We start from the raw sequence: 14,172 nt of genomic DNA on the forward strand, positions 1-14,172 counted from the left end.
TCCGGCCTACTTCTCGGCGTCGATCGACAGGATGCGACGGGGGTTGTGGATCATGATGGCGTCGAGCTGCTCGTCGGTGACGCCCTTGCCTCGCAGGCGGGGAACCCAGCTGGTGAACATGTAGTTGAGGTCCACCTTCTCGTTCTCGAGCTTCGGATCGTCTGCCGTCTCGGTCGATCGCGGGTTGTAGAACCAGCGGTCGAACGACAGCACGATGCGATCCAGGTAGCCATCCGCGATGAGTTCGACCAGCGCGTCCGCCATCGCCTCGTCGAGTTCCTCGGCGCTCTCGACGCGCCACGGGATTCCGATGTGGTCGAGCTGGACGTTCGCCCCCATCTTCAGGATCTCCCGCATCATCTCGACCTGGGGCGGGACGAAGGCGTGGCCGATGATGACGCGGGAGAGGTCCATGCCCTCCTCGGCGAGGATCTCCAGCTGTTCGCGTCCCGGGTTGGTGACCTCGAAGTCCATCGGGTCGATGTGCGTGTTGATGCCGCAGCCGACCTGCATCGCCGCGTGCGCCGCCGCGCGGATGACCCGGTCCTCGACCTCGTGGACGTGACGCCCGTGCGCACCGACCGGGCTGGCCTTCGGCGTGACGCTCTCCTGGCCGGTCGCGATCTTGATGGCGCCGGCCCGGTACGGAGTCTGCTGCCAGGCGAAGACCATGCCCTCGGTCAGATCGCGGACGAAGAACTCGGTGAGCTCCTCGCGCGTCTGCCGCCGCCAGTAGTACGGAACTCCCATGCGCTCGGGAAAGAAGCCGGTGATGGCGACGACGTTGACTCCCGTTCGCCTGGCCACGTCGGCCATGAACTGCGGGTGCCGCCCCACCTCCGGCGGGGTCATGTCGATGAGAGTGCCGTAGCCGTTCGGTGTCATGCCGGACGTGACCTGATCGGCGACCCGGCCGACGGCGTTGTCGTAGTCGAGAACGGTCCGATGGTCGAGCTCGGCGCCCGGGTATCCGTAGAGGAGGTGCTCGTGGGTGAGAATCCGGCCGGACGATTCGGCCGGGACGTCCCCAAGGACAGTCCGAAAGACACGCATACTTTTCTTTCCTCCAAAGGTCAGGCCGCGAGATCGGCACGCAAGCGGCAGATGAAGCCAGGCCGCGAGATCGGCGCGCAAGCCGCGGATGAGGTCAGGCCGCGAGATCGGCGAGCAGACGGCAGATCAAGTCAGGCCGCGAGATCGGCACGCAGACGGCGGATGAAGTCGGGCAGTTCGTCGGCGTCGGCGGCGGTGCCGTCGGGGTCGACCGACCCGACGAGGTCGGCCACCGTCGCGACGGCGGTACCGATGGCGTAGAGCGGCCGCCCGGCCGCGCGCACCGCCTTGATGAGCTGGATCTGGTCGTCGCTGAGGGCCGGCCGGCCGGTCACCGTGCCCGGGACGATCAGCGCATCCAGGTGGTCGACGTCGACCCCCGCGGCGTCCGCGTCACCGACGACGGGATAGCCGAGATGGCTCTCGCAGCCCGCCTCCGACGACGCCACTATCCGGACGGTCGCGCCCTCCTCCCGGGAACGGAGGACCGGGTACCAGAACTCGAGTTCCTGATAGCCGGGGTAGGCGAGCACGGCGATCGAGCGGTCATGCAATGACATGGTTCATCACATTTCTCTTCCATTTGCTGGTCTGATATTCGAACCAAATGACGCGGCGAAGGACGCCGCTCCCCGCAGCGCGGCGTCCACGTCGTCGGGCACGTGGATCAGCGGGGTGCGGCACCAGAACGGCCGCGCGGCCTCCCACCGCAGCCGCACCATCCGGCCGAACGCGGCGTCCTCGGCCAGCAGCGCCCCGGCCAGCAGGATCCGGGCCGGGTCCACCGTCGCCACGATCGTGCGGAGCCCGGCCGCGAACGTGGCGGCCGCCCGCTCGAGAGCCGCGATGGCCGCCTCGTCACCGGCATCGGTGGCGTCTTGGAGATCGCCGGCATGCAACGGCCGCCCGCCGGACAGCCGCGCCGTGAGGAAAGGACTCCGGCCGGTGTCGCCCAGCTGCCGCGCGACCTCGGACAGCACCCGGCCCGAGACGAGCATCTCCAGGCAACCGGCGCCGCCGCAGGGGCAACTCGGGCCATCCGGCTGCACCGGAATGTGCCCGAAGTCGCCGGCCGCGCCCTCGCCGGCCAGCAGGCGCCCGCGGTCGAGCACGGCACCGCCGACACCGGTGCCCATGCTCATCACGGCCGTCAGCCCGTCCGGCCACCGGCCCGCCACGCCGATCGCCGTCGCCTGCAAGTCGTTGACGACGAAAATCGGCACGCCCGCCACATCGCCGACACCACCGGCCGCCGAGCCGACACCGCCGGCCGCCGAGCCGACACCGCCGACCACCTCGGCCGCCGAACCGACACCGCCGGCCACGCCGGCCGCCGAGCTGATACCACCGGCCACCTCGGCCGCCGAGCTGATACCACCGGCCACCTCGGCCGCCGAGCGGATGCCGCCGGCCACGTCGGTCGGCGAGTTGATGCCGAGGTTGAGGGCCGACACCACCAGGCCGCGCTGCACGATGCCGGCTATCCCGACCCCGATCGCGGCCGGCGGCCGTCCCACCGCCGCGGCGCACCGCCGCATGAGGTCCGCGACCACCTCGTACTGCTGCGGCAGCGCGGGCGGGCGGGCCGCGCGTTCACTGTGGACGATGCGGTCGCCGGCGACCATGGCGGCACGGATCCACGTGCCGCCCCAGTCGACGGCGCCGATCGCCGGTTCGTCGGATGTCACGCCGTCAGCCGACGCATCCCGGCAGGTAGTCCGTGGCCACACTGAACAGGCACGTCGCCGGGTCCGCGCTCATGTTGTAGAAGGAGTGCTTCACCCCGGCCGGGATCCGCACCCCGTCGAACGCGTCGAGCTCGACCCATTTCTTCGTACCCGGGAACTCGACGTGCAGGTTGCCGGACTCGACGAAGACGATCTTTTCGCCGTTGTGGACGTAGTCGCAGCTGCGCTGGCCGCCGAGGAACGACATCTTGCCCGCGGTGAGGTGCTCGGTGCTGGCCAGGATGCCGACCAGGATCTCGCGACCGCGTACGGTGCCCTCCATCCGCCACAGGATGTCGTGCTCGTGGATCATCCAGACCGTCTTGTCGCGGGTCAGGTCGCGGGCCATCGGCCAGTTGCCGAGCAGGTCGTCCTGGCCCTGCTTCGGCGGCCCGGCCAGCGGCGGCTGCGACCGGGCGTAGCTCCCGCCGGTGCCGGCCTTCGGCGCGGGCTGGAAGAACTCGAGCATCCGCAGCTGGGAGTTGCTGTAGTTCCACTGGAAGTGCCACGTGTCCTTGCGGAAGAACAGCGCCTCGCCGGGCTTGACGACGTAGACCTCGCCGGTGACCGGGTTCGACTGCACCATCGTGCCCTCGAGCACGTAGAACAGCTCGTCGGCGCCGAAGATCGTCGGGTTGGCCGGCGAATTCAACGCGGCCCCGTTGGGCGGCATGCCGACGATGTTGAGGTTCAGCTCGGCGTCGTCGGCGTAGAACCAGTCCGCGAGCCGGCCGGTCTGCTCGTCGCCCCACGTGCGGCGCTCGAGATCCCGGTACCTCAGCACGGCCGGCTCCACGCTTGTCTCCACGTTCATGATCGCCTTTCGGGTTGTACACATTGACTGAACTCGTTGCCAAGAAAGTGGGCGACTACTCCCGTACGGCCCCGGCCATGACGCCGCGGGCGAAGGAGCGCTGCAGCACCACGTAGACCAGGACCACCGGCAGCACGGTCATCAGCGCCGCGGCCGACAGGTACGCGTAGTTGGTGAGGTGCTGCCCCTGGAAGGTGGCCAGGGTCATCGGCGCCGTGACGTAGCCGCCGCCGGAGAGCAGCACCAGCGGGACGAGCAGGTCGTTCCAGGTCCAGACGAAGGTCAGGACGGCCAGCGCGAGAACCTGCGGCCGCGCCAGGGGCGCCAGCACCCGTACGAGGATGACGAAGGTGTTGGCCCCGTCGGTGCGGGCCGCGTCGACGAGCCCGTCCGGCGCGGTGAGGAAGAAGGACCGCATCCAGAACGACCCGAAGGCCAGGCTCAGCCCGGTCTCGACGAGCACGACGCCCCACAGGCTGTTGTCGAGGCCGAGGTTCCGGAAGTCCAGGAACAGCGGGATGATGAGCGACTCGTTCGGCAGCATCAGCCCGGAGAGCATGACGACGAAGAGCACGGCGCGCAGCGGGAACCGGAAGCTGGCGAACGCGTAGCCGGCCGGGACCGACAGCACCACCGTGAGCAGGGTCGCCACGACGCTGATCGTCAGGCTGGTGCGCAGCGCCTCGGGCAGCTGGGCCTGGCTCCACACCACCTGGAAGTTCGCGAAGTGCGGCGAGCCGAGGCTCACCTTGCCGCCCCGCTCGGCCGGCGAGCCGAGCGACATCAGCAGAACGCCGATCAGCGGCGCGAGCGCGGCCAGGCCGGCCACCACGAGGATGACGCGGGCGACCACGGACTGGGTGAGTGACGTTCTCATGAGCGCTTCCAGGGCCGGAGGATGATCAGGCTGAGGATCATGATCAGCGCGGTGAGCAGGACGCCCAGGGCCGAGGCCTTGCCCAGGTCGCCGACGAAGAAGGCCTGCCGGTAGACCATCCAGGAGGGAACCTGGGTCGTCGTGCCGGGTCCGCCCTGTGTGGTCGCGTAGATGAGGTCGAAGTTCCGCAGCGCCGCGGTGACGGCCAGCACCAGCACGACCACGATTTCATTGCGTACGCCGGGAAGGGTCACCGCGAGGAACTCGCGCACCGGTCCGGCCCCGTCGAGGCGCGCCGCTTCGTACAGCTCGGGCGAGATGCGCTGCACGGCCGCCAGGAGCAGCACCATGACGAGCCCGTACAGCATCCAGGTGCCCATGACGCCCACCGAGGGCAGCGCCCAGTCGAAGTCGCCGAGCCACGGCCGGGCCCAGCTGCCGAGCCCGACCGCGCGGAAGGCGCCGTTGACGGGACCGTCCGGCGACAACAGCCAGCGCCAGGTCACCCCCGTGACCACCGGCGCGATCACGTACGGCAGGAACAGGATCGTCCGCAGGACCACGAGCCCGCGGATCCGCATGCCGCCGATGATGCCGACCAGCACCAGCGCGATCGCGGTGGTGAGGAAGGCGTAGAAGGCGATCAGGACGAAGGCGTGCGTGAAGGCGCCCCGCACCTCGGCGCTCCTCAGCGCGTCCGTGTAGTTGGCGAGCCCGACGTACTTCTTGTCGGTGATGCCGTCCCAGGAGAAGAACGAGAGGTAGAAGCTGTGCGCGAACGGGACGAGCAGGAACACCGCGTAGACGGCGAACGCGGGCAGCAGGTAGGCGTAGCCGATGAACCGCGGCGTCAGACGCCCCCGGCGTCCACCCGGCCTCAGGCCCGCCGTCGCGGGACGGGCCTGAGAGCGGGCGGGCGCGGTCTCTTTGCGGGCCAGCACTGTGTCGACCACGGCTACTTCAGCGAGGAGACGTACGGGCCGTAGGCGTCTTCCAGGTGAGATTCGTAGGCGTCGACCGACATCGACCCGTTCGCCATCGACTCGAAGCCGCTCTTGATCGCGTCGTACAGGTCCGGGGCGGACCAGTCGACGTACGGCACCGGCGAACCCTCGTTGATGACCGACAAGCCGTTCTTGATGGCGTCCGCCGACGGGCCGGTCAGGTTGGCCTTGCCCAGCTGGGCGTCGAGGTCGGCGGGGGCGAACGACGGCATGTTCCCGGTGGCGAGGAACGCGTCGGCGGCCTTCTCGCTGGCGAGGAAGTCGATGTACTCGGCCGCGAGGTCATGGTGCTTGGAGTGCGCCGGGATCGTCCACGGCATGTCGCCGGCCGCGACCGCGTTCGGCCCGTCGCCCGAGACCGAGGGAAGGACGACCATCTTCATGTTCTTCGTCTGGTCCGGCGAGCCCGGCAGCGGCATCAGCCAGGAGCCGCCCAGGCCGAACAGGCCCTTGCCGGCCGCGAAGTTCCCGAGCACCTCGTCGGTCTTGTAGGCGGTGTAGTCGGGGGTGAAGTAGCCGTTGGCGGCCCAGGTCCGCATGGTCTGCACCGCCCAGGTCACCGTCGGCGACTTGAAGGTCGGGTTGTTGCGGTGTAGCACGAGGTCGTTGACGGCGTCGGGACCGCCCTTGGCGAGGATCAGCTCGGTGAGCAGCCACGCCGCCATCTCGCCGTTGGCCGAGCCGAACTGGAACGGCACTGTGCCCTTCTGCTTGGCGGTCGCGAGGTCCTGTTCGAGCTCGGCGAAGGTCTTCGGCGGAGCGCTGATCCCCAGCCGGCCCGCGATGTCCATGTTCATCAGCAGGCCGATCCAGGCGTTGGTCACCGAGATGCCCCACAAAGGACCCTGGCCCATCTGTACGCCGTCGGCGCTGAAGTGGCCGTTGAGCTCGAGCAGCTTCGACGACTGCCGGCTGCTCCACCCGTACTTCTGGGCGTAGCTGTCCAGGTTGGTGAGCAGCCCCGCCTTGGCGAAGGTGCCGAGGGCCTGATAGCCCTGGTTCGTCTGGGTCACGTCGGGCGGGTTGGGGCCGGACAGCTGCAACTTGGCCGTGGAGACCTGGTCGTCGAAGCTTTTGGTGACGAATTTGATCGTCACGCCCGGATGGGCGGCTTCGAACTGCTTGTTCAGATCCGCGTACGCGTTGAGCAGCGCCGCGCCCTCGCCGATGCCGTTCTGGACGACGAGCGTGACCTTCGACGAGTCGCCGCCGGAATCGCCGGACGAGCAGCCGCTCACCAGCAGGCCGACGGCGGCGCCGGCGGCGAGAAGCGTCCGGGTGGCGCCATATGTTCGGTTTCGCATGACAGCTCCTTCATTTCTGGGGCGTGGGGGGCTGCATCGTGGTGAGTCACAAGGAGCGGTCCCCGACTCCTGGGCGGAGAACGGCGCGCGACAACGGGACGCCGGGGGCGCCCGTCGAGGTGAGGTCGGATCGAGCAGAACTGGTCTAGATAGTGAACCAGTTAACGGCGCGAGGGTATGACTGTCAAGCATTTGATCGGTTAAGGTGCTGGCATGCGAACGGCGATTGACCTGCCCGGACGGCCATCGTGGTGAAAGCAGTCGATCTCCCGGTGAACGTGGCCCGCGTCGAGGGCCGCAATCCCGCCGTCGAGGCGTACCGGATCTTGCAAGACGCTCTGAACGGCGGAAAGTTCCCCGCCGGGGAGCGTTTGCCCGGCGAGCGCGCGCTCGCCACCCAGCTCGGGGTCAGCCGGGCCACGCTGCGCCAGGTGCTGAGTGCGCTCGCCGACGCCGGCCGCATCCAGCCCTCCCCCTATCGCGGGTGGTTCGTGGCCGAGCAGCAGATCGTGCACGAGCCCAACCGGTTGCGCGGCTTCACCGAGATCGCCCAGGAGCTCGGGCTCGAGGCCACCGCCCGCATCGTCCGCGTCGGTCTCCGGCTGCCGACGCTGGCCGAGGCGGAATCGCTCGGGATCGACACCGCCCAGCAGGTGGTCGACATCGTCCGGGTCCGGTACCTCGACGCCGTGCCGACCAGCGTCGAGTACTCGTCCGTCCCCGAGGCACGCGTCCCGGGCCTGGCCTCGATGGACCTGACCGACCAGTCGCTGTACACGGTCCTGCGCGAGCGGTACGACATCATCGGCATGCGGTGCGACTACGAGCTGCTGGCCGAGCCGGCCGATCGCACGGTCAGCGGGTTCCTGGGCATCCCGCAGGGCAGCCCGGTCCTGGTCGGCTACCAGATGACCTACGACCAGAACGAACGGTGCTTCGACATCGGCAAGCAGGTCTACCGGGGCAACGCGTACCGCTTCAAGGCTTCGCTGTTCCGGTTCTGATCCAGCCGGCGATGTCGTTCACCGCGGCCGCGCACAGTTCGGGCGCGAGCCCCGCCATGTTCAGGAAACCGTGTACCGCGCCCGGCCAGACCTTCACGGCGACCGGCACTCCGGCCGAGCGCAGCCGGTCGGCGTACGCCACTCCCTCGTCGTGCAGAACATCCACCCCGGCCAGCACCACATAGGTCGGCGGCAAGCCTTCCGGGTCCCCGAGCATGGGGGCGGCGTGCGGTCCGGCCGGCGCGTACTGACTCCAGAACCAGGCCGCGCGCGGGCGGCTCAGCGGCGCGATCGTGGCGTAGCGGCCGGCCGACGCCGAGGACAACGAGGGATCGAGCATGGGATAGACCAAAACCTGAGCCCGTACGGCGAGTGGGGTCCCGCGGAACCGGGCGCTCGCGGCGAGCGCCAGGGTGCCGCCCGCGCTCAGCCCGAGCAGCACCACGTCGCCCGGGTCCACGCCCGTGTTCTCCGTCAGCCAGGCGACGGCGGCGGTCACGTCCTCCAGCGGCGCCGGGTAGGGATGCTCGGGAGCCAGCCGGTAGCCGGCCGAGGCCGTCAGCCGGCCCGTCGCGTTGGCCAGCGTGCGAGCGAGGACGTCCACCTCGTCGATGCCGCCCCAGACCCAGCCGCCGCCGTGGACGACCACCAGCGCGCCCGTCGCCGTCCGGTCCATCGGCTCGTACAGCCGCAGCCGGGCCTCGGGCACCTCGACGACCTCGCGTACGGCCGGGGCGACGCCCGCCCGATCCAGCGAGGCCCTCCGGCGCTGGACGCGTGCGGCGGCGATGTCGGCGATGGGCGAGACGCCGTCGCCGTCCAGCAACGGGCGCAACGCCGCATCAACCCGAGTCATCGCCACAGCCTCCCGCTCTCCGTACGATCCGACCGACGAAGGGTAGCTATATGGCCAGGGTCGCGATCGTCACCGGCGCGTCGGCAGGGATCGGCGCGGCCACCAGCCGCCTGCTGCACGAGCGGGGTTTCCGCGTGTACGCGGTCGCCCGCCGGCTGGACCGGATGGCACCGCTCGCCACGCTCGGCATCCACACCGTCCGGGCCGACGTCACCAGCGAGGCCGACCTGGTGGCGCTGGTCGACCGGGTGATGACGGAGTCGGGCCGCATCGACGTGCTGGTGAACAACGCCGGATACGGATCGTTCGGCGCGGTCGAGGACGTGTCGCTGGACGAGGCCAGGCGGCAGTTCGAGGTCAACGTCTTCGGCGCGGCGCGGCTGTGTCAGCTCGTGCTGCCGCATCTGCGGGCGCAGGGCTCCGGGCGCATCATCAACGTCTCCTCGGTCGGCGCGCGGATGTACGAGCCGCTGGCCGGGTGGTACCACTCGACGAAGTACGCGCTGGAGGGCCTCAGCGACTGCCTGCGGGTCGAGCTCGAACCGCTGGGCATCGACGTGGTCATCATCCGGCCCGGCGGCATCGAGACCGAGTTCCCCGCGGCCGCCGGCGAACGGCTGCTCGCCATCTCCGGCGACGGCGCCTATGCCGACTACGCCCGGCGGTACGCGCTGACGCTGACGTCGGATGCCGGGGTCCTCTCGTCCCCCTCCGTCGCGGCGCGGACGATCGGCCGGGCCGCGACGGCTCGGCGGCCGCGTGCTCGCTACGCGGTCGGGCGCGGCGCGAAGGCGGCATTGGTCGCTCGCTGGCTCCTGCCCGACCGCGCCTACGACCGGCTGGTGATCGGACTGTTCACCGCTCTGGCCACCATCGCCGCCCGTCGCGCCAAACGCTCCGCGGGCGCGTGACTAGACTCCGCTGGTGCCGAATTGGTACCGCCTGCTGGTGCTCCTGGAGATCGCGCTCGCCGTGGTCACCTTCGTCGCGCTGCGCTTCATAACGGCGCCGTACGGTCGCCACCTCCGCGAGGGATGGGGCGTCACCGTCCCGGCCCGGGCCGGCTGGCTGGTCATGGAGAGCGTCTCGCCGCTGTTGTTCGCGATCCTCTTCTTGTCCGGCCCCAGGCGGGCCGACCTGGTGGCGCTGGTGCTGCTCGCCATGTGGCAGAGCCACTACCTGTACCGCGCCTTCATCTACCCGTTCCTGCTGCGCGGCGGAAGACGCATGCCGGTCGTGGTGGTCCTGCTCGCCATCGCGTTCAACGTCCTCAACGCCTCCGTCAACGCCTACTGGGTCGGCTGGATCGGGCGGTACCCGGTCAGTTGGCTGGCCGACCCGCGGTTCCTGGTCGGTGCGGCGCTCTTCGCCGGCGGCCTGACGCTGCACGTCTGGGCCGACCGCAAACTCCGACGGCTGCGGGCCTCCACGAGCAACGGCTATCAGATTCCGTACGGCGGCGCGTACCGCTGGGTGTCGTGCCCGAACTACCTCGGCGAGATAGTCGAATGGACCGGCTGGGCGATCGCCACCTGGTCGCCCGCCGGCCTCGCCTTCGCGCTCTACACCGCGGCCAATCTCGCGCCCCGGGCCATCGACCACCACGCCTGGTACCACCAGCAGTTCCCCGACTACCCGGCCGAGCGGCGCGCCCTGATCCCGTACGTCCTCTGACGATGTGATCAGGCCTGATCGTTCGGCCTCCCCCACAGCGCCGGCAACGCGGGTCCGAGAGCACCCAGCTCATTGCGGGCGATGTTGACGAAGGCGAGTACTTCCCGCTCCAGCGCGTTCCTGAGCGCGACCCAGTCCGGGCGGGCGATGCGCCGGTCGCCGGCGTTGATGGTCAGGTCGTAAAACGCTATGTCGATCTGACGGGCCTGACGGGCGACGCCGGTCTCGGCCACCATGTAGACCACGGCCAGGCAGCGCGTCCAGTCCGCCCAGTCCGGCTTGCCGCGGCGGCCCTGGTCGTCCAGGTCGGCGATCTGGTTGTAGACGTCGGCGTAGCTGCGGATCAGGTCGGCATAGGCTTCCATTCGCCGATCGCGGCTCCACCGGCCGGACTCGTGCCGGCGCGAGATGACTCCGCCGAGGACGCCACCGACCAGGGCCGCGAGCGTCCCGCCGATGACCGTGGCCAGTGAACTCCATTGAACTGACATGCCTGAACCGTGACCGACATCCGCGGCGACGGCTGTCGTCGACCCGACCGCGCACTTCAGCCTCGCTTCAGCACCGCGTCAGGGGTGGGCGCCACCCTGATCCTCATCGCTGTGTCGACAGGGGGGGACAAACATGCGTACCGGGATCTGGCGTGGTGTTTTCGCAATGTGTTTGGTCGTGGCGGGGCTGCTTGCCGCGGGTGGAATGGCGGCACCAGCCGCCGCGAGTGCCGTGGCGCCGCAGTCGCTGGTCGTCGGCTGTTTCTTCGTCGGGTCCACCACTCGCGTCTGCAACGTGAACGAGCCGATCGTCACCCAGTCCCAGGCGCAGTACAACATCCAGTTCAACCCGGGCGACAGGGTGACGGTCAGCGCCGGCGGCTGCGTGCAGACCGGGGGCCACGGCAAGACCTGGAAGCGGTACGTCGACCCGAGCTCGGACAACGGCCTCTACCACGGCACCATGTACCTGCCGGGCATCACCAACGGCCTCACGGAGATCCGGTTCCTGGTCGGCCAGACGTTCGTGCTCCCGGCCGGCGGCGGCTCGCTGCTGCTGGGGTACGAGGACGACAATTACTCCGACAACGGCTATTACTCGCACGACGACGGCACCGGCAATCAATGCAAGGGCGTCGGAAATGCGTTCGTCAGCCTGACCATCAACTGACCGGAACACCCCTAGGATCGACGGCAATCAACCCGTCGACATCTTCGGGAAGGTAACTCATGTCGTTCCAGGACGCCGTCCGGACCTGCCTCCAGCGGAAGTACGCGGATTTCCATGGCCGTGCACGCCGTTCGGAGTACTGGTTCTTCGTTTTGTTCTCGGCGATCGTCAGCATCGTCGGTGGCATTCTTGACGCGATTTTCGGTTTCCGGGGCTGGGCGTACGGCAGCACCGGACCCATCCAGAGCCTGCTTCAGCTGGCCCTGCTTCTTCCCACGCTGGCCGTGGGCGCGAGGCGCCTGCACGACACCGGCCGCTCCGGCTGGTGGCTGCTCATCGGCCTCGTCCCGATCGTCGGCTGGATCATCCTGCTCGTCTTCTTCCTGCAGGACAGCCAGGCGGCGAACCAGCACGGCCCGAACCCCAAGGCCGTCGGCTCGCCGTACTGACGGCCGATCGCGACCGGTGCACCACCCAGCCGTCGGGTGGTGCACCGGGTCGGCCGGTCAGTGCAGGGGCGGGTTCGCCAAGCTGACGAGTTCCACGGCCTGCTGCGGGAACCAGGCTCCGGCGGCCGGGTCGGCGGTGTTGCCGCGGGCCGGGTCGAGGCCCGTGCCGGTGCCACGGTCACACTGGCCGTCGGACTGGCCGGGAGTCTTGACCCACAGGAAGGCGTCGGCCAGCGGGTCGCCGGTCCTCGTGGTCGGGCGCAGACCCAGACCCCGGTCCGGCGGGTTGCACCAGGTCTGCGGGTCGGGCCAGGTGACGCCGGCGGGCGCCGCCCACGGGCCCTGGCCGTTGCGGCTGGTGTCCACCACGAAATGGGCCAGCCGGTGCGGCGAGACGTTGCCGACGTTGGCGTCGTACCACGCGTCGCTGAGCGCCCAGGTGCTGAAGTCGCCCGGGCTCGCCGGGTAGTACTGGCTGGCGCATCGTTCGAAGTGGCCGCGGTTGTCGGCCGATCCCTGGGTGCCGTAGTAGATGCACTTCGAGATCCAGTTGCCGTACTTCAGCTGGCGCTCGGTGGTCTCGTAGTTGGACACATTGACGAAGAAACCATCGGCCTTCCGTACGCCGGCCTTGACCAGGCGATCGGCGATGTCACCGGAGCCGAGCCAGGCGCTGTGCGTGCCGTCGAGATAGACGCTCGTATGCGGCAGGGCGGCCAGCTTGTCCACCGCGTAGTTGAGCATCGCGAACCGGTCGGAGGCGGCGGTGGCCGGATCCGCTTCGGCCGGCTGGCACCACTCCTGGCTGCCGTTGATGCTGGTGTACCAGGGGATGATCCCCAGTCCGTCCGGTTCGAGCATGACGGCCGCCGGCTGACCGCCGATGCCGGCGGCGAACGCGTCGATCCACGCCTCGTACTCGGCGACCGAGGTGGCGCCGCCCGCGGAGTACTGCGAGCAGTCACGGAACGGGATGTTGTAGGCGACGAAGACCGGCATCGTCCTCTTCGACGCCGCCCGCCGCGCCTCGGCCTTGATGGACTTTGTCAGCGAGCGGCCGGAGCCGCCGGTGACCCAGACGGCCTGCGGGGTCTCGATCATCGTGCTGATCTTGCGAGCCAGTCCACGCTGGCCGGCCGCGTTGAGCTGGGCGATCTGTTTGACGGCCCCGGGATCGGGCCGCGGTGTGTAGAACCGGGTGCCGTCCGGGATCGCGGCGGCCGCGGGTGAGGGCCCGAAGGCCAGGGTCAAGGCGACGGCGGCGGCGAGCCCGGTGCCCGCTCGCCGTAAGTGAAGGGATAAGGCCACGTCGGACTCCTGATCGAATGGACGTTGGGAGCGTTCCCATCCTGGATCGAGCCTCGGGGGCCCGCCCCTCCAAGTCAATCGGTCGATGGCGCTGACTTACGCGCCGGCCCCGCCGGAGCCGGCCAGCTCCAGCACGTACGTGTCGCCGTCGCGGCGGAAGCCCAGCCGGCCGTAGTAGGGCGCCCGCATGCCCGGCGGCGTGATCACCGTATGGCAGCCGCGATCGATGAAGTACCGGCTGTGCCGGAAGACGAACTCGCCCGGGGTGAAATCGCGGTACCGCTCGGTGACGTAGTCGAGCTCCACCTGCGCGACCCCGGCGCCGGCCACGTGGAACACCACCACGCCGACCACCTCGTCGCCGTTGACCACCAGGAACGCGGCGCCGTCCGGGCGACCGAGATCCCGCGTGGAGAAGCCGGGGTTGAACCGCGCGATGTCGCCTTCATGCGTCCGCAGGATGTGCGCGAGCAACGCGTCGTCGGTGCGGACCTCCACGACCTGGTAGGCCCGGTCGTCGTGCCGGGTCGCCAGCATCCGCGTCAGATACCAGATGTTGATTCCGGCCAGGACGACGTTGAGCCCGACCATGGGCCAGACACCGACGGCCCAGTTGTACCCGATGAGCACGAAACAGCCGAGCAGGTTGAGAGCCCGCAGCCGCAGCAGCCGATTCTGCAGCAGGGACCAGACGAGCAGCGCCGAACCGGCCCAGCCGATGATGTCGAGAGCATCCACCCGGGTCAGCCTAGAGCCGGCCGCGCCGACCTCACGTCAGCGCGGCCGGCTCTCACCGGTCAGGCCAGGGCGAACTTCTGAGCGCCGGAGCCGTTGCAGTCCCAGATCTGCAAGCGGGTGCCGTTGGCCGTGGCGCCGGAGGGTGCGTCGATGCAGCGCCCCGTGGTGGGGTTGGACATCGAGTGTAGGCATCCCGCACCGCC

17 protein-coding genes are annotated in these 14,172 nt (G+C 69.4%); 5 read left to right on the plus strand and 12 right to left on the minus strand.

All coding sequences use genetic code 11. From position 1 onward, the window contains the following. Window positions 1-6: 6 nt before the first annotated feature. From A3CQ_RS0126385 to A3CQ_RS0126415, 7 genes are all read right to left on the minus strand, one after another. Window positions 7-1,053 carry a phosphotriesterase family protein gene (locus tag A3CQ_RS0126385; protein WP_020513955.1) on the minus strand — a complete coding sequence of 349 codons (1,047 nt, stop codon included), beginning with the start codon at window positions 1,051-1,053 and terminating at the stop codon, window positions 7-9. A 131-nt stretch (window positions 1,054-1,184) separates the two neighbouring features. Next, a complete protein-coding gene (locus A3CQ_RS57700) occupies window positions 1,185-1,613 on the minus strand; it encodes a DJ-1/PfpI family protein (protein ID WP_084699220.1) in 429 nt (142 codons plus the stop codon). A gap of 6 nt (window positions 1,614-1,619) precedes the next feature. Next, window positions 1,620-2,741 carry an ROK family protein gene (locus tag A3CQ_RS57705; RefSeq protein ID WP_020513957.1) on the minus strand — a complete coding sequence of 374 codons (1,122 nt, stop codon included), beginning with the start codon at window positions 2,739-2,741 and terminating at the stop codon, window positions 1,620-1,622. 4 nt (window positions 2,742-2,745) lie between these two features. Beyond that, window positions 2,746-3,594, minus strand: a complete 849-nt coding sequence (locus tag A3CQ_RS0126400) for a cupin domain-containing protein (protein WP_026206225.1) — start codon at window positions 3,592-3,594, stop codon at window positions 2,746-2,748. A 55-nt stretch (window positions 3,595-3,649) separates the two neighbouring features. Next, the gene (locus tag A3CQ_RS0126405) at window positions 3,650-4,471 is read right to left on the minus strand and encodes a carbohydrate ABC transporter permease (protein ID WP_020513959.1); all 822 of its coding nucleotides are present in this window, start codon (window positions 4,469-4,471) and stop codon (window positions 3,650-3,652) included. Further along, complete coding sequence (locus A3CQ_RS0126410; protein WP_211216687.1) at window positions 4,468-5,424, minus strand: carbohydrate ABC transporter permease; 957 nt, start codon at window positions 5,422-5,424, stop codon at window positions 4,468-4,470. Before A3CQ_RS0126410 ends, A3CQ_RS0126405 begins: the two co-directional genes overlap by 4 nt. A gap of 2 nt (window positions 5,425-5,426) precedes the next feature. Next, a complete protein-coding gene (locus A3CQ_RS0126415; protein WP_020513961.1) occupies window positions 5,427-6,779 on the minus strand; it encodes an extracellular solute-binding protein in 1,353 nt (450 codons plus the stop codon). A gap of 248 nt (window positions 6,780-7,027) precedes the next feature. On the opposite strand from A3CQ_RS0126415, the gene A3CQ_RS0126420 reads away from it, so the two are divergent. Further along, on the plus strand, window positions 7,028-7,783 hold the full coding sequence (locus A3CQ_RS0126420; protein ID WP_084699223.1) for a GntR family transcriptional regulator: 756 nt from the start codon (window positions 7,028-7,030) through the stop codon (window positions 7,781-7,783). Here A3CQ_RS0126420 and A3CQ_RS54055 read toward each other — a convergent pair. Further along, window positions 7,758-8,639, minus strand: coding sequence for an alpha/beta hydrolase (locus tag A3CQ_RS54055; protein ID WP_157296327.1), 882 nt, complete (start codon window positions 8,637-8,639; stop codon window positions 7,758-7,760). The genes A3CQ_RS0126420 and A3CQ_RS54055 overlap by 26 nt on opposite strands. A gap of 50 nt (window positions 8,640-8,689) precedes the next feature. Here A3CQ_RS54055 and A3CQ_RS0126430 point away from each other — a divergent pair, with 50 nt between their 5' ends. Both A3CQ_RS0126430 and A3CQ_RS0126435 read left to right on the plus strand, forming a co-directional pair. Then, window positions 8,690-9,550: an oxidoreductase gene (locus A3CQ_RS0126430; RefSeq protein ID WP_020513964.1), complete on the plus strand. Its 861-nt coding sequence runs from the start codon at window positions 8,690-8,692 to the stop codon at window positions 9,548-9,550. Between the two features lie 13 nt (window positions 9,551-9,563). Further along, window positions 9,564-10,313, plus strand: coding sequence for a methyltransferase (locus tag A3CQ_RS0126435; RefSeq protein WP_020513965.1), 750 nt, complete (start codon window positions 9,564-9,566; stop codon window positions 10,311-10,313). A gap of 8 nt (window positions 10,314-10,321) precedes the next feature. On the opposite strand, the gene A3CQ_RS54060 is transcribed toward A3CQ_RS0126435, so the two are convergent. Then, window positions 10,322-10,804, minus strand: coding sequence for a hypothetical protein (locus tag A3CQ_RS54060; protein ID WP_020513966.1), 483 nt, complete (start codon window positions 10,802-10,804; stop codon window positions 10,322-10,324). Between the two features lie 178 nt (window positions 10,805-10,982). Here A3CQ_RS54060 and A3CQ_RS0126445 point away from each other — a divergent pair, with 178 nt between their 5' ends. Both A3CQ_RS0126445 and A3CQ_RS0126450 read left to right on the plus strand, forming a co-directional pair. Next, on the plus strand, window positions 10,983-11,474 hold the full coding sequence (locus A3CQ_RS0126445) for a hypothetical protein (protein WP_157296329.1): 492 nt from the start codon (window positions 10,983-10,985) through the stop codon (window positions 11,472-11,474). A gap of 59 nt (window positions 11,475-11,533) precedes the next feature. After that, window positions 11,534-11,923, plus strand: coding sequence for a DUF805 domain-containing protein (locus A3CQ_RS0126450; protein ID WP_020513968.1), 390 nt, complete (start codon window positions 11,534-11,536; stop codon window positions 11,921-11,923). A gap of 57 nt (window positions 11,924-11,980) precedes the next feature. Here A3CQ_RS0126450 and A3CQ_RS54065 read toward each other — a convergent pair whose 3' ends face one another. The 3 genes from A3CQ_RS54065 to A3CQ_RS63925 form a co-directional block, all read right to left on the minus strand. Beyond that, entirely contained in the window at window positions 11,981-13,231 is a 1,251-nt protein-coding gene (locus A3CQ_RS54065) for a glycoside hydrolase family 6 protein (protein WP_342663696.1), read from the minus strand. A gap of 96 nt (window positions 13,232-13,327) precedes the next feature. Beyond that, on the minus strand, window positions 13,328-13,969 hold the full coding sequence (locus A3CQ_RS0126460) for a hypothetical protein (RefSeq protein ID WP_020513970.1): 642 nt from the start codon (window positions 13,967-13,969) through the stop codon (window positions 13,328-13,330). A 59-nt stretch (window positions 13,970-14,028) separates the two neighbouring features. Then, entirely contained in the window at window positions 14,029-14,148 is a 120-nt protein-coding gene (locus A3CQ_RS63925; RefSeq protein WP_020513971.1) for an RICIN domain-containing protein, read from the minus strand. Window positions 14,149-14,172 lie beyond the last annotated feature (24 nt).

It is taken from the genome of Paractinoplanes globisporus DSM 43857 (assembly GCF_000379645.1).
GTDB classification, from domain to species: domain Bacteria; phylum Actinomycetota; class Actinomycetes; order Mycobacteriales; family Micromonosporaceae; genus Actinoplanes; species Actinoplanes globisporus.